Annotated in this window: 20 protein-coding genes; 14 read left to right on the forward strand and 6 right to left on the reverse strand. The window is 46.8% G+C overall.

The window, feature by feature from the left end; genetic code table 11:
- Nucleotides 1–294: 294 nt before the first annotated feature.
- On the reverse strand, nt 295–1,992 hold the full coding sequence (gene crtO / locus NC980_RS15290; protein ID WP_190379467.1) for a beta-carotene ketolase CrtO: 1,698 nt from the start codon (nt 1,990–1,992) through the stop codon (nt 295–297).
- 80 nt (nt 1,993–2,072) lie between these two features.
- Nucleotides 2,073–3,386 (reverse strand): guanine deaminase, encoded by a 1,314-nt coding sequence (gene guaD, locus NC980_RS15295; protein WP_190379468.1) that lies wholly within the window; start codon nt 3,384–3,386, stop codon nt 2,073–2,075.
- Between the two features lie 97 nt (nt 3,387–3,483).
- On the opposite strand from guaD, the gene NC980_RS15300 reads away from it, so the two are divergent.
- The 6 genes from NC980_RS15300 to NC980_RS15325 all read left to right on the forward strand — a co-directional run bounded on the left by NC980_RS15300 (nt 3,484) and on the right by NC980_RS15325 (nt 9,566).
- Complete coding sequence (locus tag NC980_RS15300) at nt 3,484–4,905, forward strand: YdiU family protein (RefSeq protein ID WP_190379469.1); 1,422 nt, start codon at nt 3,484–3,486, stop codon at nt 4,903–4,905.
- Nucleotides 4,906–4,909: 4 nt separating this feature from the next.
- On the forward strand, nt 4,910–5,476 hold the full coding sequence (locus NC980_RS15305) for a GNAT family N-acetyltransferase (RefSeq protein ID WP_190379470.1): 567 nt from the start codon (nt 4,910–4,912) through the stop codon (nt 5,474–5,476).
- A complete protein-coding gene (gene mnmE, locus NC980_RS15310; RefSeq protein ID WP_190379471.1) occupies nt 5,473–6,831 on the forward strand; it encodes a tRNA uridine-5-carboxymethylaminomethyl(34) synthesis GTPase MnmE in 1,359 nt (452 codons plus the stop codon). Before NC980_RS15305 ends, mnmE begins: the two co-directional genes overlap by 4 nt.
- Nucleotides 6,832–6,884: 53 nt before the next feature.
- Complete coding sequence (locus NC980_RS15315; protein ID WP_199298770.1) at nt 6,885–7,628, forward strand: Uma2 family endonuclease; 744 nt, start codon at nt 6,885–6,887, stop codon at nt 7,626–7,628.
- 74 nt (nt 7,629–7,702) lie between these two features.
- Complete coding sequence (locus tag NC980_RS15320) at nt 7,703–8,629, forward strand: NAD-dependent epimerase/dehydratase family protein (protein WP_190379472.1); 927 nt, start codon at nt 7,703–7,705, stop codon at nt 8,627–8,629.
- A gap of 82 nt (nt 8,630–8,711) precedes the next feature.
- Nucleotides 8,712–9,566 carry a Ycf66 family protein gene (locus tag NC980_RS15325; RefSeq protein ID WP_190379473.1) on the forward strand — a complete coding sequence of 285 codons (855 nt, stop codon included), beginning with the start codon at nt 8,712–8,714 and terminating at the stop codon, nt 9,564–9,566.
- Nucleotides 9,567–9,615: 49 nt separating this feature from the next.
- On the opposite strand, the gene NC980_RS15330 is transcribed toward NC980_RS15325, so the two are convergent.
- Nucleotides 9,616–10,260: an acetoacetate decarboxylase family protein gene (locus tag NC980_RS15330; protein WP_190379474.1), complete on the reverse strand. Its 645-nt coding sequence runs from the start codon at nt 10,258–10,260 to the stop codon at nt 9,616–9,618.
- A 157-nt stretch (nt 10,261–10,417) separates the two neighbouring features.
- Between NC980_RS15330 and NC980_RS15335 the strand changes: the two genes are divergently transcribed.
- Nucleotides 10,418–11,158, forward strand: a complete 741-nt coding sequence (locus NC980_RS15335; protein WP_190379475.1) for a DUF2993 domain-containing protein — start codon at nt 10,418–10,420, stop codon at nt 11,156–11,158.
- Nucleotides 11,159–11,276: 118 nt separating this feature from the next.
- Nucleotides 11,277–12,113, forward strand: a complete 837-nt coding sequence (locus NC980_RS15340; protein WP_190379476.1) for a tetratricopeptide repeat protein — start codon at nt 11,277–11,279, stop codon at nt 12,111–12,113.
- A 72-nt stretch (nt 12,114–12,185) separates the two neighbouring features.
- On the opposite strand, the gene NC980_RS15345 is transcribed toward NC980_RS15340, so the two are convergent.
- Entirely contained in the window at nt 12,186–12,698 is a 513-nt protein-coding gene (locus tag NC980_RS15345; protein WP_190379477.1) for a universal stress protein, read from the reverse strand.
- 322 nt (nt 12,699–13,020) lie between these two features.
- On the opposite strand from NC980_RS15345, the gene NC980_RS15350 reads away from it, so the two are divergent.
- The gene (locus NC980_RS15350) at nt 13,021–13,656 is read left to right on the forward strand and encodes a phosphatase PAP2 family protein (protein WP_347273248.1); all 636 of its coding nucleotides are present in this window, start codon (nt 13,021–13,023) and stop codon (nt 13,654–13,656) included.
- Here NC980_RS15350 and hemW read toward each other — a convergent pair whose 3' ends face one another.
- Nucleotides 13,657–14,823 carry a radical SAM family heme chaperone HemW gene (hemW, locus tag NC980_RS15355; protein ID WP_190379521.1) on the reverse strand — a complete coding sequence of 389 codons (1,167 nt, stop codon included), beginning with the start codon at nt 14,821–14,823 and terminating at the stop codon, nt 13,657–13,659.
- 332 nt (nt 14,824–15,155) lie between these two features.
- Between hemW and NC980_RS15360 the strand changes: the two genes are divergently transcribed.
- The 5 genes from NC980_RS15360 (at nt 15,156) to NC980_RS15380 (ending at nt 20,577) form a co-directional block, all read left to right on the forward strand.
- Nucleotides 15,156–16,235 carry a PIN/TRAM domain-containing protein gene (locus NC980_RS15360; protein WP_190379479.1) on the forward strand — a complete coding sequence of 360 codons (1,080 nt, stop codon included), beginning with the start codon at nt 15,156–15,158 and terminating at the stop codon, nt 16,233–16,235.
- Nucleotides 16,236–16,507: 272 nt separating this feature from the next.
- The gene (locus NC980_RS15365) at nt 16,508–17,359 is read left to right on the forward strand and encodes an inositol monophosphatase family protein (RefSeq protein WP_190379480.1); all 852 of its coding nucleotides are present in this window, start codon (nt 16,508–16,510) and stop codon (nt 17,357–17,359) included.
- A gap of 62 nt (nt 17,360–17,421) precedes the next feature.
- On the forward strand, nt 17,422–18,114 hold the full coding sequence (locus NC980_RS15370) for a Crp/Fnr family transcriptional regulator (protein WP_190379481.1): 693 nt from the start codon (nt 17,422–17,424) through the stop codon (nt 18,112–18,114).
- Between the two features lie 62 nt (nt 18,115–18,176).
- Entirely contained in the window at nt 18,177–19,979 is a 1,803-nt protein-coding gene (locus tag NC980_RS15375) for a M61 family metallopeptidase (RefSeq protein WP_190379482.1), read from the forward strand.
- 25 nt (nt 19,980–20,004) lie between these two features.
- A complete protein-coding gene (locus tag NC980_RS15380; RefSeq protein ID WP_190379483.1) occupies nt 20,005–20,577 on the forward strand; it encodes a Uma2 family endonuclease in 573 nt (190 codons plus the stop codon).
- Here the strand turns inward: NC980_RS15380 and NC980_RS15385 are convergent.
- Entirely contained in the window at nt 20,562–21,461 is a 900-nt protein-coding gene (locus tag NC980_RS15385) for an LD-carboxypeptidase (protein ID WP_190379484.1), read from the reverse strand. The genes NC980_RS15380 and NC980_RS15385 overlap by 16 nt on opposite strands.
- Between the last annotated feature and the right edge of the window lie 8 nt (nt 21,462–21,469).

Here is a 21,469-nt window from a genome sequence, read left to right on the forward strand (position 1 = left end):
TTTTAAGAAGACACTAAATCTTTAAATACCATTGTGGAGGTTCTTTACATAGTTTTCTGGGAATGAACCCTTGAGTTGAGGAGGGTGTCGCTGTGATTTAGGGGGTTACCCAAATTCATCGAAGCGAACTGTTCCTGTCGAACTCGGATTAAATTGCGAATCCTTTTCGATGTCGGTTCTCGGTTCAGAATAGTTCCGCAAGCGATTGACGATCGCAACCCTCAACACAGAGAAGAGCGACCAGCCATCACTCGTCGCTCACAGAACAGCAATATTGCTAAATAGATTGAGATCTCATTCATTTACGCGAAACAGGGATTGTGCTGCTGATTTCACGGTGTCGCCTACTTCAGAGAGCGTCTGAGAAAGCGATCGCTGTGATTGCAGAATCACTCGCGCACAGTTGCGTCCTGGCAATCCTGAAATTGAGCCGCCGGGATGCGTTCCAGCTCCGGTGAGAAATAATCCGTCGATCGGTGTTTTATAGTTTGCTAATTCTGGCAGCGGTCGGAAAAACATCATTTGATCGAAGGTCATATCCAAGTGGTAATAGTTGCCTTTCAGCACTCCGATGCGTTCTTCGAGTTCGGGTGGGCTTTCGATTCGACGTGCCAAAATCGAGGATTTCACGTTTGGTGCGTAGTCTGCCAGTTTGTCGAGAACACGATCGGCAACTTGATTTTTTAGTTCTTCTGTCCACCCTGTGCCTTTAAGTCCAGTTCCGTTGGCTCCCGCAATCTGATAGGGCACAAAGTATTCGATCCATAAAACGTGCTGGCCGTCTGGCGCTAAAGATGGATCGCGCATACTGGGAACAACGGCATACATTGAAGGATCTTCAAGGGGAATTCTGCCAATGTTCGGATCGGTGTGTGCGAGTTCAACTTGAGCAACTGAATCTGCAATCAGAACTGATCCGATCAGATATTCATCACGGTGATTGTGATTCACAAATTTGGGTGCTTCCGACAAGGCGCAATCAATTTTTAGAATTGCCTCGTTGTGGTTTGTGATTCTTCGAGCTACACGCTCTCGTAACTTCGAATCAGCCGCATCCACATCTCTTGGATCAACTAAATTCAAGAACAATCGTTGGGCATCCAGACTGGAGATAACGCCAATGTTTGCGCGGTATTCTTGCCCATTCATTAACCGCACACCTTCTGCGCGATTGTTTCCGATCAGAACGGATTTGACGGGTCGATCGACGAGAATGTCCCCACCTAAATCGTTGACGCAGCGAACCAGTGCATCGGTAACGGCTCCGGTTCCACCTCTTGGACGTGCCATTCCAGGATTGTGGCGCAGCGACATCATAATCGAACCGACTGCCATATTTTTCTGTGAAGGTGGCGTACTCAGTTCGGCTGCCAGTCGTGCTAGGGGAGCTTTGAGAAATTCTGAATCGAAATACTCATCAATGATGTCCATGGGGCTAGTGAACATCGATCGAATGAAGTCGAGTGTTTGATCCCCTCCGCCTATCAATGAAAAGAGATCTTTAATCTTTTCAAGATCATAGTTACCTGCCATGTCTACGATCGACTTTGGCGGTGCGTTAAACATCGGAGTCAAAAATCCGATCACTCGCTGCCAGAAATCATTAAATTCAGCATATTTCTCAGCATCGCGAGGACTGTAGCGGGCGATTTCTTGACAGGTTTTTTCCACCGATCGATGAGCAAAGAAATACTTGCCGTCAGGATGCGGACAGAACGCCACGTGATCGCAGAAAAGATACTCTAAGCCATATTTTTCGAGTTCTAAATCCCGCACTACTGGGCCTAAATGGATGAAAAGATGGTCGATCGCGCAAGGGCTGAACTTGAATCCAGATACTACCTCTGGCATGAATGGCTCGGTCGTTGCGGCTCCACCCGGAATGGGGTTTTTTTCGAGGATTAAGACTTTATAGCCTGCTTTGAGGAGATAAGCAGCACAGGTCAAGCTATTGTGTCCTGCACCAATCAGGATGAAGTCATACGTGTTCATATCGCATCGCTCTTAGAAATCGCTCTACGGCTTACGATAGACAAAACCTCGATCGATTGAATTCACCCTTAAGTCAGGCTTTATTGCTTGTCATACGCAAGTTCGCCCAAAAGATAGGTGGCTTGAATCGAGCGATCATCACCCATAATGATCAAGGTGAATAATCGATCGCTCAGGGCTTCTAAAGTAATCGGTGTTTCGGCTTGGTTACGCAATGCCATGATCGGGGTCGATCGCGGATCAACCACAATAAAATCTGCTTCTTTGCCTACCTCAAAGTTTCCCAGCTTATCTTCCAGATGAAGCGCTTTTGCTCCTCCCAATGTTGCTAAGTACATTGCCTGAAATGGAGTGAGCTTCTGTCGTCGCAGTTGTGTGATTTTGTAAGCTTCGCTTGCGGTTTGGAACATTGAAAAGCTGGTTCCACCTCCAACATCGGTTGCGAGTCCAACTTTGATTTGGGCAGAGGTGGCACGTTCAAGATCGAACAATCCGCTACCAAGGAATGTATTAGATGTCGGACAAAAGGCGATCGTCGATTTTGCTTCCGCGAGTCGATCGAATTCTGCTTCGGTCAGTTGCACACAATGAGCAAAGATCGATCGCTCTCCCACCAATCCAAATCGATCGTAAGCATCTACATACCCTTTACTGTCTGGGAATAGTTCTTGCACCCAAGCCACCTCATTCACATTCTCAGAGAGATGGGTGTGTAGATAAGTGTCTGGAAACTCTTCTAGAAGCTTGCCAGCATACATTAATTGTTCCGGTGTGGAAGTCGGTGCAAATCGGGGAGTGACCGCATAAAGCGATCGACCTTTTTTGTGCCATTTCTCAATCAAGGCTTTGCTTTCGTCGTAAGACGATTCTGCGGTATCTCTCAGAAACTCTGGAGCATTGCGATCCATCATCACTTTGCCTGCAATCAGGCGCATATTTCTGCGCTCACTTTCTTCAAACAAAGCTTCGACCGACTCTGGAAACACAGCCGCAAGTACCAGCGCTGTAGTTGTTCCATTTCGCAGCAGGTGATCAATAAAAATCGGTGCAATTCGATCGCAATAGGCTTTGTCTTGGAACTTGCGCTCAACCGGAAAGGTAAACTTCTCCAGCCATTCCAATAACTGCTCACCATAGGCTGCCATCATCTCCGTCTGCGGGAAATGAACGTGCAGATCAATAAATCCAGGGAGAATCAGGTGGTTAGGATAGGTGACGATCGCCACTCCCGCATATTTCTCTTTTAATTGCTCATACGCGCCCAGTTCTTTGATTCTTCCGTTGTCAACTACGAGTAAACCGTCTGGAAGGTATCGCACACTTTCAGACTCCGACACAAAGAACGGATCAGCAATAAAATCTAGAATGGCGCTGCGGAATGCTTTGACAGTCATGAAGAATCGAGGAACTAGACTCCTGCTTGATTTTAATCGCTCTCTGTCACTGTGCTTGAATATCGCTAGGATTGATAAGAAGCCGCCGTTAAGATGAATGACTGAATTTTCCCCGAACCCGCTACTTGCTCTGAACTACGAGCCTGCGTTTGAGCGCTTAGGAGACGAGTTCTCCGATCGTGTTTCTGCCGCTCAATTTCCCCAACATATTCTCCGATTTCGCAACGATGACATTCTGGCGCAGTTGGGTCTAGAGAATGTAACCGATGAGCATTTTATCGAAGCCTTTGGCAAGTTCCAGGGACGAGAGCCGTTCTTGGCGATGCGGTATCACGGGTATCAATTCGGAACCTACAATCCGGCATTAGGGGATGGGCGTGGCTTTCTATACGGGCAAGTCCGCGCAAAGGATGGAGAACTCTATGACTTCGGCACAAAAGGATCAGGAAGAACGCCTTATTCGCGGGGTGGCGATGGTCGATTGACGCTCAAAGGTGGCGTTCGAGAGGTGTTAGCGGCAGAGATGTTGCACCGCTTGAAGGTGAGAACTTCACGCTGTCTCAGTTTGATTGAAACTGGGGAAGGACTGTGGCGCGGCGATGAACCGTCTCCCACACGATCGTCGGTGATGATTCGGTTTAATCGATCGCATATTCGCTTCGGTACATTTGAGCGATTAGATGCCATTAACCGCAAAGATTTGATTGCGATCTTGCTCGATCATGTAATTGAAACTTACTATCCACATTTGATGAGTGAGCGCGATCGGTATGCGTTGTTTTATGCAGAATTAGTCGCCAAAGTTGCTCAATTAGTCGCGCAGTGGATGGCAGCAGGATTTTGCCATGCCGTATTGAATACCGATAATATGTCGATTACGGGCGAAAGTTTCGATTATGGCCCGTATGCGTTCATTCCCACCTATCAACCCAGCTTTACTGCCGCTTATTTTGATTATTACGGTCGGTATGCTTATGCAAATCAAGCGGAAATTTGCTACTGGAATTTGGAGATGTTACAAATTCCATTAAGGCGCGTAATTTCTGAGGATGATCTTAAATCTGGCTTATCTCAATTTGCATCACACTACGAAAAAGCGTATCAACAAAGGATGCTTTATCGATTGGGATTTGATCAATTAGAAGACTCGATCGCATCAGATTTAGTCTACCGAACCGTTCAATTTCTTCAATCCGCTCAAATCGATTATCACGACTTTTTTTGGCAGATTACTAAACAATTTGATCCAAGCTGGAGCCAGAACGCGAGTAGCATTTTTTCTCAACATGAAACATCAAACACGGAATTAGCGCAATTGTTTGAGAACTGGCGGCAAAGTTACTGTCAGGCTTTGCAAACGTTAAGCCGCTTTGAGATTGATCAAATTCCTGCAAGGTTGAACGAATATAACTCCGAAGTCGGATTAGTTCGCCCAGAAATCGAAGACGTTTGGAATCCGATCGCAGATGACGACAATTGGCAACCCTTCTATGATTTATTAACTCGAATTCGTAAGTAAGACAATGCTGCAAACTCCTGTTCTATTAACTTCGCGGTTAATTGTTCGATTGCTTCAGCAAAACGATACAGCAGCGATCGTGAAATACTATACCGAGAATCGTGCATTTCTCGAACCGTTCGAGCCATTGCGTCCGGCTAATTTTCACAGTCGTGAGTTTTGGTCGCAGCAGATTGAGAAAAGCTTGATCGAGTTTGGCTATGATCGATCGCTGCGCTTATTTCTATTTAAGAAAGATGATCCACGAACTGTGATTGGTGCAGTAAATTTCACCAATATGAGTCAAGGAGTTTTATATTCTTGCAATTTAGGCTATAGCCTTGCAGAAAAAGAACAAGGACATGGCTATATGAATGAAGCGCTACAAGCTGCCATTCAATATGTATTTACTGATCTGAATTTGCACCGAATTAGCGCAAATTATATGCCGCACAATCGACGCAGCGCGAATGTTTTGAAGAAGCTAGGATTTGTGATCGAAGGCTATGCTAGAGATTACCTTCTGATTAATGGCAAGTGGGAAGATCACATTCGATCAAGTCTAATTAACGAAAATTGGAGACCGTCATGAGCGATACGATCGCGGCGATCGCAACAGCAATTGTCCCCGAACAAGGAAGCGTCGGAATTGTTAGATTGTCCGGCTCTGAATCGGTTGCGATCGCTCAAAAACTCTTTCATTCTCCCGGTCGCCAAATTTGGAAAAGTCATCGCATTTTATACGGCTTCATTCGCCATCCTGAAACTCAGCAAACGGTCGATGAAGCCTTATTGCTTTTGATGCTGGCTCCACGATCCTACACCCGCGAAGATGTAGTCGAATTTCACTGTCATGGCGGCATTATTGCGGTTCAACAAGTGCTACAACTTTGCATCGAACAAGGTGCAAGATTGGCGCAACCCGGAGAATTTACCTTAAGAGCATTTTTGAATGGGCGATTAGATTTGACACAAGCCGAGAGCATTTCGGATCTCGTTGGAGCACGATCGCCCCAAGCCGCCCAAACTGCTCTCGCCGGATTGCAAGGCAAATTGGCACACCCAATCCGCCAGCTTCGTGCAACTTGTCTCGATATTTTGGCAGAAGTCGAAGCCCGCATCGATTTTGAAGACGACTTACCCCCGCTCGATGAAGCCGAGATTCAAGCGCAATTTCGTCATGTTCTCGCCGAAGTCACGCGCATTTTAGCGACTGCCGATCGTGGTGAATTGCTCAGAGCCGGATTGAAAGTCGCGATCGTCGGTCGTCCCAACGTTGGAAAATCCAGTTTGCTGAATGCTTGGAGCCGCAGCGATCGTGCGATTGTGACGGATCTTCCTGGCACCACTCGCGATGTGGTTGAATCTCAGCTTGTCGTGGGTGGAATTCCGATTCAAGTTCTCGACACCGCAGGCATTCGTGAAACCGAAGATCAAGTCGAAAAAATCGGAGTCGAACGATCGCGCTTAGCCGCTCAATCTGCGGATTTAGTGTTATTTACGATTGACGCTCAAACTGGATTTACCAAGAGCGATCGCGAAATTTATGAACAAGTAAGTGATCGCCCCTTAATTTTAATTGTCAACAAAATTGATCTTGCTGAAGTGAACGGTGATCTTCCTTCAGCACTACAAATTGTGAAAACTGTGGCATCGCTAAATCAAGGAATTGATGCCCTAGAAACAGCAATTCTAAACACAGTTCAAACCGGAAAAATTCAAGCCGCAAATTTAGATTTAGCGATCAATCAACGTCAAGCGGCTGCATTAACCAAAGCGAAAACAGCGTTAGAACAAGTGCAAATGACGATCGCCAATCAACTGCCGCTAGATTTTTGGACGATCGATTTGCGAAGTGCAATTCAAGCTTTAGGTGAAATTCTGGGCGAAGATGTCACGGAGTCGGTACTCGATCGCATCTTCAGTCGATTTTGTATCGGCAAGTAGGACAAATGTTTTAATTGTAATAAATCTAATTTAGCTGAACGCGAGGTAGAGCAATGGCAGCCACTCAAGATGCCTACGAACTAGCAAAACTGCTCGCAGAAATTGAATATCCAGATTCTGATGGTAAACCGATGGCAGAAACCGATTTTCAGCGAGAGTACCTGATTTACTCGGTTAGCGTATTGGATCTCTACTTTCAGAATCAGCCTAATGTCTATGTCTCTGGCAATATTTTGATTTACTACGAAGAAGGCAATTCAAAAGCTTGCCTCTCTCCGGATGTCTTCGTAGTTAAAAATCAGGAAAAGCGCAAACGTCGATCGTACAAAGTGTGGGAGGAAGGTGAGAAATATCCTAATTTCGTTCTAGAAATTACTTCAAAATCCACCGTTAACGAAGACCAAGGCTCGAAGAAAGGACTCTACGCTTTCTGGGGTGTCGAGGAATATTTTCAGTACGATCCCACAGCCGACTATCTCAAACCACAACTTAAAGGCTTCCGCCTGATTGAAGGAAACTACTTTCCAATTCCTCAAGTTCCACTCGATCAACCCAATGACTTCTCACTCCGAAGCGAAGTTTTAGAAATCGATTTATGTCTAAAAAATCAGGATCTCAAGTTCTTTGAAGCGGGTTCTGGAATTCAACTGCTGGGTCTCGAAGAAACGGAATCCGCTCGACGGGCGGCAGAACTTAGAGCCGAGCAAGAAGCACAAAGAGCCGAGCAAGAAGCACAAAGAGCCGATCGCTTAGCCGCAAAACTCCGAGAACTCGGCATCGATCCCGAACAACTCTAAAGCCACAAAAACTAAGAAATTCTGTGAGCGTAATCGCCTTAAGATAAAAAATTGTTGCGTGTAAATCGATCGTTATGCGAATTCTGATTATGGGCGGGACTCGGTTTATTGGAGTCTATCTCACTCAGCTTTTGGTGTCTCAAGGGCATGAGGTTACATTGTTCAACCGAGGCAATAAGCCTGCTCCGGCAGAAGGCGTGAAACAAATTAAGGGCGATCGTACCAATGCCACCGACTTGAAACAGTTAGCCGATCTCGATTTTGACGCGATTTTCGACAACAACGGGCGTGAACTCAGCGATACTCAACCCCTAGCTGAACTGTTCAAAGGTCGGATTCAGCATTTTGTTTATATGAGTTCGGCAGGGGTTTATCTCAAGTCAGACCAAATGCCGCACGTCGAAGGCGATGCGGTTGATCCGAAAAGCCGGCACAAAGGCAAGCATGACACAGAATCTTATCTGGCTGAAGTGGGAATTCCGTTTACCTCGATTCGCCCGACTTACATTTATGGGGCACAGAACTACAACGATCTAGAAGCGTGGTTTTTCGATCGCATCGTTCGCGATCGTCCGGTTCCCATTCCCGGCCACGGACAGCACTTTACTCAGTTTGGGCACGTCAAAGACCTAGCGGCAGCAATGGCGAAAGTGTTGGGCAATCAGAGCGCGATCGGGCAGATTTACAATGTGTCTGGCGATCGAGCTGTAACCTTTGATGGTTTAGCACGCGCTTGTGCAGAAGCAGCAGGCAAAGATCCGAGCGCGATCAAAATCGTGCATTACGACCCGAAAAAATTCGATTTCGGCAAAAAGAAAGCGTTTCCGATGCGGACACAGCACTTTTTTGCAGATATTCACAAGGCGATAACCGAACTCGATTGGAAACCCGAATTTGACCTCGTTTCCGGGCTAAAAGATTCCTATCAGAACGACTATCTCAAGACAGGGCGCGACAAATCCGAAATCGATTTTTCGCTTGATGAGCAAATCTTGGCTTAGGTACTGTTCTGTAAACCCTACCTTCGCCGATCGACGCTTCGCAGTACATTGAGAGTAGTTTTTCCGAGTTGAGGGCAGCAACATGCTGACATATCTTTTAGCGCTAGTCGTCGCGTTGGGTAGTTTCGGGCTGTATATGTCCGCTTTCTTTTACCCAGATATTTATCGCAAAGGTGATCTCACACTTGCGGGTGTGGGATTGTTTTATGCGTTAGTGCTTTGGATTTGCGCCGATCGCATTACCGGTGCGGTTCTGTTGGGACAAATCGCGAGTGTGTCGTTGATCGGTTGGTTCGGCTATCAAGCCCTGACTGCTCGACTGGGCTACACGCCTTCAACGGCTGAATTACAATCGAAATTAAACGAGGTCGTCAACTCGGAAAATACTTCAAAAGTCCTAGAGCAAGGCAAGCGAGCGGTGACAACAGTACGGGAGCGTGTTCAATCAGTGCTGAACAAAACGCCGGAAACTCCAGCCGAACCGTATCAGCCGTTAAAGCGGGAAGATTTTGGCAATCCCACGCCCGAAGCGTCTAAACCGGATGTGATGGGAACGATCGGTGCAATGGGCAGTGCAGTAGCTTCGCTTCCCGGAGTGTTCGGAGGACTGTTCAGAAAGCCCGAAAAGAATACGACAACTTATGTGCGTAAAGACTTCCGTGAGGACGCAACCGAAACCGATGATGAAGCCTTCAGCTTTGAAGAAGACATCGTGAAATCTGAGCAAGCGGTAGAATCGAAATCTGTGTCGATTGATAAAGACGGTGCATCAGAATCGGCTTCGACGGCTGATGAAATTATCGAAGAAGAGATCGCATTTGAAGCGAATCATCCGCAGGCTGTTCCACCGCATCCACCGACTCCGGAGCAGGTTGAAACGGCTCTTGCGGATGCCGAGGAAAAGAATCTTCCCGCCGATCCACCCGAAGCTGAATAAGGTAGTACAAAAAGGGCTTGATGATCTCAAGCCCTTTTTCGTCTCGAATTTACACAGGCATGGGAACCTTGGCACCCACTGAAACCGGAGCCGCGATCGTAATCTCAAGCGATTCGGCTTTGAATGCCATCCACGGTTGCGAATCAATAAGGTTGGCAAAGGGGCTAGAGTATGGAACTTCAAGCCGAGAACTCACGATCGAAAGATTACCAACCGCTGAAGCTTCAAACCGCATTAATTCTTCTGCAAGCTGGGTATAAGTGTCAAACTGTCCGTTCAGTCGCGGTAGATTGAATTGCCAAGCTTGAGTCAAATTGCAGAGCGTCCGATCACCTTGCTTAACGATCGCACCCCCGCCAGGTTGCCAAAGAAATTGCGCTTCTTCCTTCGGTAAGCCCCAAATATTTCGGCCCCCTGAGATCGAGCTTTGATCATCGACATAAATATGGGAGATCCAGCTTCCAATCTTGCCACCGTAGCGAACTAAACCTGCAACAGCGATTAATTCTCCATAGGTTAACGTTGAACTCGGTTCATATTTGCCAAGCACTAAGCCGCCGATCGTTTTTCCGGGCAGGACTTGAACAATTTCGAGATTTTTAGGAATGACTTTTGCGGCAACGTTAAAGTCAATCAAATGCAGCGTGAGAAAACCGTGACCTTTAAGTATCCAAGGTGCGGGTGGATGATTCATGATAGTTGAGTGAAGGAGTGCGATCGTACCCTAAAAAACTCCGATCTGCTTTACCTCTACCCTTGGACGCAGAATATCAATAAAAACTTACTTCAATTTAGTAGATATGGTTTTACGAGAATTGCCTTAAATTACGAGTATTCTCAGCTTGAAACCCATGTCTGATTCGCCTCGTTCTGAAGAAAATATCTTCTCTGAATTTGCCAAACTTGTTTTAGGAACTCAGCTTGACGAGTTTAGGAAGGTCGCTGTCTCTGCAAGCACTAATCTAGTTAAATTATTTCGAGGCGAAGTAGAAGATGTCTCTTTTGCGGGACGCAACATTGTTAAGGATCAAATTCAGGTTCAAGAAGTAGAAGTTCAAACTGACCAGATTTCTATTGATCCGCTCAGCATTCTACTAGGAAAAATTCGGCTAAGCGAACCGATCGATAGCCATATTCGACTCGTTCTTTCTGAAGATAATCTGAATCAAAACATGAATTCAGATTATGTTAAAGACTTTCTTCAACCGATTGAATTAAATCTTGAAGGCGAAACTGTGTTTCTAGAATTGAAGCCTCCGTTCAGCATTCGGTTACTAAGTAATAACAGAATGCGCTTTACCGGAGATGCGATCATTAGGAGCGCGAGAAATACACAAACGATCGGTTTTAGCGCTGTTGTTTGTCCGCGGACTGAAATCGAACCCATCAAAATGGAATCATTTTATTGCACCCCGAATGATGGTCAATCGATTCCACTCATGATTGCTTTAATGCAATGGATGCAAGCCTTGATTAGTCAGCCCTATCTTGAATTTGCCGGAATTGCGTTTCAGGTTAAATTGCTCTCAATTCAGAATAAAGAATTAGCGACAGAAATCGAAATTCACGCGTCTCAAATGCCAACTCTTTAGTCTAACTTAGTCCGACTTTTTTCTGCTCACGCTTATAAATTTTCATTTCATCTGTGATTTGTCGCACAACATCTGGGAACCTTAACAAGGACAGTGATGTGTAAGACGGACTCCGGTAATGAGCCACGCTCAAGACGTTGAAATAACGCTTTTTTTCCAGAAGGGGCTGTACCTGAATAAGACGAAAGCTTACGAAGCAGCCGTTTCTAGCTACGAAGCTGCGCTGAATCTCAAGCCCGATTATCCCGATGCCTGGTACAACCGAGGTAACTCGCTTTACCATCTCGGACGCTACGAACAAGCGATCGACAGCTACAACCAAGCGATCGAGTATCAACCTGGTTTCCCCGAAGCCTGGAACAATCGCGGCAACGCACTCGATGAAATGGGACGCTACGAACAAGCAATTAAAAGCTACGACCAAGCGATTAAATATCGCGCTGACTATTACTGGGCTTGGTACAACCGGGGCATTTCGCTACGGAACCTAGAGCGTTACGACGATGCGGTCAATAGCTACGATCGCGCCATCGAATTCAAGCCAGATTACTACTGGGCTTGGTACAGTCGCGGCTTAGCATTGCGAAAACTCGGACAGCTAGAACGAGTCGTCGCCAGCTACGATCGCGCACTCGAACTCAAACCAGATTTTGAAGAATCCTGGACAAATCGCGGCAATGCGCTCTATCACATGGGCAACATTAATGCAGCGATCGAGAGCTACGATCGAGCACTGGCGCTTCGACCGGATGCCGCAACGGTTTGGTATAACAAAGCCTGCTGTTATGCGATCCAGGGCAAAGCGGATCTCGCGTTTGAGCATTTGCAACGAGCGATCGAGCTAAGTCCAGAGGAGTATCGTGAGATGGCGCAGACCAATTCGGATTTTGCGGCACTCCGGCGAGATAATCGATTCCTATCGATTCTAAGTGTCCGCCCACCTCGCGAAGCTTAATTCGCTGTGATTTTTATGACATGCAAAAGGCGCGATTCAAATGTGATCGCGCTTTTTAATTCTTCACTGAAATCAACGTGTCCTAACCCAAGTTTTAGTCGGAACCAATGCTTCTTGAACCACTAAAACAGAGCAGGGTGCATGGTGTAGTACGTAATTGCTGACGCTGCCGAGGAGAAATTCACTGATGCCTGATCGCCCCCTGCGCCCCATCATGACTAAATCTGCATTCCAGGTTCGAGCGATCGTGCAAATTGTGTCACCCGCATCGCCGACGTGCTGTGTAAATTCGCATCGAACTCCCGCTGCTGTGGCTGCCGCATCTCGTGCTCTCAGCATATCTAATCCTGCGGCTTCAGCCTGAGAAAGCAACTGTGCTGAAGACCGAATCAACGCTTCATGCTGCATGGGGTAAAGGCTATCTGGCATGGGATACATTGGAGTCGGTATCCCTTCGTCAATCGGGCTAATCACATGCAGCAGCATTAATTGTGATTGATTGACTTTTGCAAACTCGATCGCCTTTTCAAACACGCCCTGACCTGTTTCAGCATGATCGAGCGCAACTAAAATCTTCCGAAACATACCGATTCTCCCAATAGTTTAATTGAAGACTTAATCGAATGCTTATTGATTATTTGAAGTGAGATTTACCTCATCCCAATTTACCTCACCCTATAAGTGCAGTATAGGACTAGAATTCGTTACCATGGCTTAATTTTCTCGCTTCTTAACACTTCAAAAATCTCAAACTGTGGCTAGACGAATTTCACCTTCTAGTCTTGTCAAAGTATCAAGATTGCGTTGTCTTAAATAGATGTTGGTCGAAATCATTCGACGATTAAGCGAAAGAATTTTAACGTTTTGGCGGCGAAGGGTCGGGCATCGAATCACGCCGCTATTGACTGTGGTACGTTTGGTTGGGCTTGTCACAGCCGCGATCGCGCTTTGGGGATTTGCAGAACTCGCAGAGACGGTGATGCACGACCAGACGCAGGCATTTGATATTAGTGTGCTGTTTGCAATTCATCGGCTTCAGGCTCCGTGGCTGACTCCAATTATGCTGTTTGTGACTGCGATTGGCGATCCAATGGTGCTGGTTATCGTTGCTGTAATTATGAGTCTTGTTTTGCTGCGTCATCAGAGATCGCAGGCAATGACGATCGCGATCGGCGGGGTCGGGGCGTTGGTGCTGAATTTGCTACTGAAGCGACTATTTGAACGAGCACGACCGGAATTGTGGTCAAGAGTCGTTGAGGTAAATTTCTATAGCTTTCCGAGCGGACACGCGATGTTATCGATCGTCATGTATGGATTGTTCGGATATTTGTTAGCAAAACGTTATGGGAAATATCGTAGTTTAATTGTGTTGTTAATGTCACTTCTGATTGCGCTCATTGGTTTTAGTCGGATGTATTTTGGTGTGCATTGGCTGACAGATATTATTGCGGGCTATGGAGCAGGATTTGTGTGGCTAATGACCTGCACTCTAAGTTTAGAAGTTTGGCAACATCGAAGAGAGCTATTAAAATCAGAACCTTAATTAATCTTCGTCGAATCGTGCAAATAGCTTCGTTAAAATCACATTTGAGAAAAGAAAGCCTTCGGGATCAGTGAGCTTAATTCTTCCTGGCGTGATTTCGACCCAGGACACTTTTTCGTAGGGCTGTAAGCAGTCTAGAATTTGAGCGATCGCACCCTCTCCAAATCGCTCCCTTAGCTGCTTCAAATCAATTCCTTCTTGCAATCGCAATCCCACCATTAAACTATCTAATAAGTGCTCAACTTGGGTTGTCTCAGAGTCTAATTGTGGTGCTTCAGACCAAGCGTAATACTCAAGCAGCTTACGCGGTCGAGAAACACGATCGCCGTTAAGAAAACTCGTCGCACCCATCCCAAAACCGTAGAACGATCGGTTCTCCCAATACACGCGATTGTGTTGACATTGATAGCCGGGTTTCGCATAGTTTGAGATTTCATAATGCTCAAAACCAGCATTCGTCAATTTCTGTTGAGCAAATCGATAGAAATCTGCGGTTAATTCATCTGAGGGTAAAGGTTTTTCACCCGGCTTTAATTGTTTGCCAAAGGGCGTTTGCGGTTCGATCGTTAGATCGTAGATCGATAAATGTGCGGGTGAAAGTGCAATTGCGCGATCGAGAGAATCCTGCCAAATCTCGATCGTTTGATGGGGAAGACCTGAGATTAAATCTAAGCTGTAATTTTTGATTTCTGCTTGATGAAGTAGATCGATCGAATGATAAATATCTTCAACCGTGTGAGTTCTTCCACAAGCTTTGAGAATATCAGATTGAAACGCCTGCACCCCTAAACTGAAGCGATTGACTCCGGCTGATTTGAATCCCTGAACTTGCTCGAGGTCGAACGTACCCGGATCAATCTCCATCGAAATCTCCGCATCAGGAAGAATTCCAAACTGACGATCGAGCCGCTCTAAAATCTGCTGCAATTGTGAAACCGATAAAAGCGAAGGAGTTCCCCCACCAAAAAACACAGTTCTTAACGGTTCACCTAAATTTGCGGTCTGATCAATTTCCTGACACAATTTATCGACGTAATTGACGATCGTTCTAAAATTGCTGCCGTTGCGTTGATCCCCAACTACAGAAATCGGAAAGTCGCAGTAGAAACACCGTCTGCGGCAAAACGGAATATGAACATACGCCGAACTTGGAATGTTAAATTCCATGACTTGTAACTTATTTTTCAAACTCAATTTCGGGAAATGTAGAGCAAAAGAGGCGACCGCTTCTCAGAAATCGCTAAATTTTGTATCACAAAATACGGCAGAGTGAGGTAAACCCCCCATCAGATAAGCATTTGGGGGCAGGAATCCACGAACAAGCAGGATATAATGATGCCAAGTCAAGCGGTTCGTAGGCCTGACAGTATTTAGCGAATTTGATTTGCATCAAATTCCCATCGATCCGGTAACTTCGCGTGACTGGGTGCAGTGCTTCATCGTTTTGCTTGACTCGCAATTTTCCCGTACAGACGCTCCAATGCGTCTCCAGTGCCATTATGCTCGACGCAATTATCATTATCTCATTTATCCTAGCAGGGGCGGGAACTGGCTTTCACGGCATTGAAGCACTGCCTGGAAGTGTACTGCAACAAGTCTCAAATCCAGAAGCACTCCGCTGGGTTTGTGGCGGGTTTGGTGCAATTTTTGGTTTAGCGATCGGGCTTGTCGCCCAGACAACCTTTCGCCGAATCGAACGTGATGTCCGGCAACTTCCAGCTTATACCCTACTCAGTCGCTCAGTCGGTCTCGTGATTGGGCTTTTGGTCGCGAATTTGCTGCTTGCACCAATTTTCCTGCTGCCGATTCCATCGGAATTCTCGTTTCTCAAACCGCTCACGGCCGTGCTTGGTAGCATCATGTTTGCAGTTTCAGGCATGTCGCTTGCGGATGTGCATGGTCGATCGCTTTTACGCCTGATCAATCCCAGCAGCGCTGAAACGCTCCTGCTCTCTGAAGGCACGATCAAAGCTGCAACCACAAAAGTCCTCGATACAAGCTGCATTATCGATGGTCGAATTGCTGATCTGTTGGATACAGGCTTTCTCGAAGGTCAGTTACTCGTGCCGCAGTTCATTCTGCAAGAACTCCAGCAGGTTGCAGATGCCTCGAACGACCAAAAACGAGTCCGGGGACGGCGAGGACTCGACATTCTCAATCGGATTCGAGAAACCTATCCCGATCGTGTGGTCATTCATCCCGCAGACTACGACGATATTCCAACTGTAGATGCGAAGCTGGTGCGTCTCGTTCAAGAAATCAACGGAACCCTACTGACCACGGATTACAACCTGAATAAAGTCGCAACCGTTCAGAAAGTTCCCGTTCTGAACGTCAATGATTTGACTCAAGCGATCCGCCCGTCCTACTTACCAGGAGATAGCATTGATCTAAAAATTCTGCGAGAAGGGAAAGAACCCGCTCAAGGGATTGGCTATCTTGATGACGGTACGATGGTTGTGGTTGAAGATGGGCGCAGTTATGTTGGCGGAGAGCTTCAAGTGATTGTCACCAGCTCTTTGCAGACTTCCGCAGGTCGCATGATCTTTGCTAAACCAAAAGCTTCAGCTTTAGCGTAAATCCATGAGTCGAGATCGAGAAAAAACCTGTTCTCTTTGTGAAAAATCCGCTCCTGTTCTCTACCGTATTCAATGCGATGAGTCTGGTGAGTGGATTTTTGTTTGTCGAAGCTGTTGGGAGCAAGTGAGCCAAAATAATCCCTTCTATATTTACGGTGGAACCTGGAAAGCGCACAAACGATAAAATCTCAACGATAAAATCTTTGTGTATCCGGTTGTGCTTTCAGAATCTGTCTTCTACGATCGCTCCTGTCATCCTTCACCCTCTGTCCATGATTTTCACTCCCGCCCAGTTGACCGAAATCCGGCGCATTGTTCGATCGTGTGGACAACAAGCCAAAACCCTTTCCACCCAAAACTACGAAGTCTTTCAGAAGGAACCCGGTGATTTTGTCACCACAGTCGATCAAGCGCTTGATCGACAGCTTTCTGAATTCTTCACTACGCTTTTTCCCAACGACGGCATCATTACTGAAGAAAACGCTGCCTCTCGCAAACAGTATCAGGAAGAGTACGATCGACTCTGGTGTATTGATCCGCTCGATGGCACCCAGGATTTTATTCACGGCGATCCGGATTATGCAGTGTTAGTCGGACTTCTGGAACACCAATCGCCGATCGCGGGTTGGATTTATGCACCGGAACAAGATGCCCTTTATTACGGTGGAAAATCATTAGGCGTGTGGCAGGCGATCGGAGACGATGAGCCGGAGCTTTGTAAGATTCCGCAAGCGCGAGTCGATTCCTACCGCATCATTATTGGCGATAAAGATTTCCGCAATACTGCCCGCCAGATCTCTGCATCAATCCCTGAAATTGAATTTTTGCGATCGCCTGGAAGCTTCGGCTTAAAAGTAATGAACGTGGTGTTAGGAAAAGCTGAGGTCTATCTATACCTAAATCGCCGCGTGAAAGTTTGGGACACGGTCGCCCCGATCGCGATTGCACAAACTGCGGGCTTGGCGTGCTGTGACTTAGACGGCAACACGATCGAGTTCACTCCAGAGGTCTTAAATTTAGAAAGTTTGGCGCATCAGCAAGCGATCGTCATTGGGCAAAGAGAGGCGGTAGAGGCGCTTTTACCCCGATTAAGAGCCGTTCTTGATCCCCAACTTTCGGTGTGATGAATATCACGTGAAGAATTGGGGAAAGATAAAAACGACCTCTTTCCCCAGTGGATCATCCGATGCAGACTGAAGTTTTCAGTGAGCTATTTCCATTACTCGCGGCGGCAAATCCAGAGACGCTAGATTGGTTGCTCTCCGTTGCGACTGAACATGAGTACCCCAGCGGCAGAGCCGTTTTGATGGAAGATGCCTGGGGAAATGCTGTGTATTTTGTGGTTTCTGGCTGGGTCAAAGTCCGACGACACTCTGGTACAGGCGAAGAGGTTTCAACGCTGGCGCTCCTCGGTCGCGGCGACTTTTTCGGTGAAATGGCGATTTTGGATGAATCTCCCCGATCAACCGATGTAATTGCGCTCTCTAATGTGCGGCTGATGAGCATTTCGGCACAGCGCTTTATCCAAACCCTGTTTAAAGACCCGCAACTCCACCATCGAATGCTGCAATTGATGGTACGACGATTGCGCCAAACGAATCTTAGATTTCAGTTGCGCCATCAACCCGCAGCTATTAAGCTTGTCAACACGCTAGTCGGACTGGCTGAAAGCTACGGTCAATCTTCTGGCTCAGGGGTTTATATTTTCAATATTCCTGCCAAAGATCTAGCTGATGTAACCGATATCACCGTTGAGGAAACGAGCAAAATTCTCGAAAAGCTGGATAGCAAGGGCTGGATTCGGATTGATCCGAAGCAGCAGGTCATTCATCTGATAAATTTGCAGCAGCTTACTGCGTTAGCCTCTAAAAAGGGGTGAGTTGGGTTGTGGAATTGCGGCATGATGGATAGAGAAATCCTTTGTTGCTGGAGTTGAGCGCTATGAATCACGAAGAGTTTGGAGCTATCCGATCGCTACGTCCAGAAGCGGAAATTTCAAACTCTTCTCCACAGAGTGCTTTGTCGTTTGAGTATGTCGTTGCGATGCCTGAGCCGGAGTCGCATTTATTCGAGGTGACGCTGCGAATTCAGGGTTGGACATTGCCAACGATCGACCTCAAGATGCCCGTTTGGACACCCGGATCGTATTTAGTGCGCGAGTATTCACGCCATTTGCAAGGTTTCAAATCTGCATTGCCCTGGCAAAAGTTAGCTAAAAATCACTATCAGATTCAAACTCAGGGTAAAGAGGCGATCGAGGTTCACTACCAGATTTTTGCCAATGAATTGACGGTACGGACGAATCATCTCGATGAAAATCACGGGTATTTCAACGGAGCAGCACTGTTCTTTTATATGCCGGGGTATGAGAAGCAACCCTTTCGCGTCACGATCGTTCCCCCTCGTTCAGATTGGCAAGTTGTGACGGCTCTGCCTGCGATCGCACCTAACACCTTTGAAGCCAAAGATTTCGATACATTGGTCGATAGTCCCTTTGAGATTGGACAGCACCAAGTTTATTCGTTTGAAGTATTAGGAAAACCGCATCAATTTGTGGTTTGGGGAGAAGGAAAACTAGATGTTGATCGCATTGTTCAAGACACACAAAAAATCATTCAGGTTGAGGCCGAAATGTTTGGCGGATTGCCTTACGATCGCTATTTCTTTCTCTTACATTTAACTGCAAATTCCTTCGGTGGATTAGAGCATAAAGATTGCTGTTCTTTGATTTATTCACGTTTAGGATTTCGGGCGAAAGAGAAGTACGATCGCTTTATGCAGCTCGTTGCTCATGAATTCTTTCATCTTTGGAATGTGAAACGAATTCGACCAAAAGCGCTTGAAGTATTTGATTACGACGGTGAAAATTACACGCCGTCACTTTGGTTTAGTGAAGGAACAACCAGCTTCTATGATTTAATCTTTCCGTATCGTGCAGGAATTTATGATGCAAAGGCTTACCTTAATGCTTTGGGTCAAGAAGTCTCTCGCTATTTGACAACACCCGGACGTTTAGTGCAACCCTTAAGCGAATCGAGTTTTGATGCTTGGATTAAGCTTTATCGCCCCGATGTGAATAGCGCTAATTCTCAGATTTCTTATTATCTCAAAGGCGAGATGATGACGCTGTTATTAGATTTAGCGATTCGGATTAAGCATCAGAATCAACGATCGTTTGATGATGTCATGCGCGTGATGTGGCAGCAATTTGGTAAAGACGAAATCGGCTTCACTCCCGAACAATTGAAAACAACGATCGAATCCATTGCTGGCTTTGATTTAACGAATTTCTGCGATCGCTATCTTTACGGAACTGAAGAACTTCCATTTGACGAATATTTAGCCGCATTTGGATTGCGTCTGCGATCGAACGCCGACGCGTCGAATCTACCACCGCTTTCTGGAATGACCGTGAAGACAGAAGGCGGTCGGGAAATGATCAAGTTCGTCGAAGCGGGTTCGCCTGCTCAGAAAGCGGCGATCGACCCTGGTGATGAACTTCTGGCGATCGATGGCTTCCGCGTCAATTCCGGGCAGTTTGAGGAGCGACTGAAGGATTATCAGCCCGGAGATACGATTACGTTGACGGTATTCCATGGCGATGAATTGAAGCAGCGATCGCTGACGCTTGCAAAACCGCGTGCAACCAGTTACGGAATTGAGACGATCGAAAATCCATCCGAGCTTCAGCAGCAGAACTTCGAGCAATGGCTAGGAGTCTCGATCGCTTCACTTTCCCGCTAGAAGTAAAATACACGGAGAAAAAATAATGATTGCAACTGTTTCGCAAGAAATTCTTGCACCAGTACAAGAAGAAATTTCTAAACCATTCACCTTGGAGGATTTCGTTGCCAATCCTCCACAAGACATGGAATGGGTAAATGGTGAATTAGTTGAAAAAACAGGAATGACGGTTAAGCACTCAATCGCTCAAGGCAATATTGTGACCGCGTGGAACAACCATGCGACAGCACATGAGCCAGGGGGCAAAGCGTTACCGGAAGCCCCTTGTCGGACTCAAAAGCAAGGACGACGACCGGATTGTGCTTATCTTCCCGCACCTCTGTTTGCTCAGTTTAATCAAAGTGCTACGGTTCCACGAAGTTATCCTCTAATTGCGGAGGTTGCTTCTCCGACCGATTTCGCCGAGGAACTGTTTGCGAAAGCGATCGAATACCTAGAATCCGGTTGCGAGGAAGTTTGGCTTGTCTTTCCTGAAGCAAAACTAATCATGGTGAGAACGATCGACCAATCCTGGCAAATTTTTAGCCCTGGACAGACGATCGCGACTCAAAAAGTTCTCAACGGCTTCGAGATTGCGGTTGATCAAGTATTCGCTTGAAAACTGAGAATGCCTCGATCGCCATCAATTTCGGTTGGAATTCCCACAGGCAGCGCGGCATTCTCGCCATCGTGACCAAACGGTAAGCCAGATACGATCGGAATTCCTAGATCAGAGAGTCGATCGCGTAGCACTTCTTCAATGCTAAAACTCGGCATTCCCGCAGGCGGATCACACTTACTAAATCGCCCGATCGCAATTCCACGAATATGGCGAAACTCTCCACACAAGCGCCATTGCGTCAGCATTCGATCGATGCGATACGGGGCTTCAGTGACATCTTCGATCGCCAAAATCACCCCCGAAAAATCCGGTTGCCACGGTGTCCCTAGAAGATGCGTCGCGACCGTAAGATTTGCAGGCAATAACAATCCAGACGCTTGACCTCTTACCCAGCCTGACCCTTGAAGCGCAGGCAGAGAACGCCCTTCAATCCAATCAAACAAACGCTTTTTTGACCACTCTGGCTCAGCGGCGATCGTCGTCAGCAACGGCGCGTGAACCCCAGAAACACCTTGTTCTGCATAAGCCCATAACAAACTGGTAATATCCGAAAACCCGATCAGCCATTTCGGTTCAACGGCGGGAAAGCGCCATTTTTCCAGCACCCTTGCACCGCCCCATCCTCCACGGGCACACAAAATTCCGCGACAAGCCGGATCATTCAGTGCGGCTGCAAATTGAGCGCGACGCTGTTCATCGGTTCCCGCCAGATAACCATGCTGGTCGTCAAATCCAGCCATTAGCTCGACCTGATAGCCGCGCTGCCTCCACACCTCAATGCCTTGTTTGAAGGCAGTTAGTTCGCGTAAGGTGCCACTTGGCGCAATCACACAGAGACGATCGCCAGGTTTAAGCGGTGCAGGAGGCTGACAGCGTTTCATAAAATCTA

The sequence above is a fragment of the Leptolyngbya sp. AS-A5 genome, from assembly GCF_039962495.1.
Lineage (GTDB): Bacteria > Cyanobacteriota > Cyanobacteriia > Leptolyngbyales > Leptolyngbyaceae > Leptolyngbya.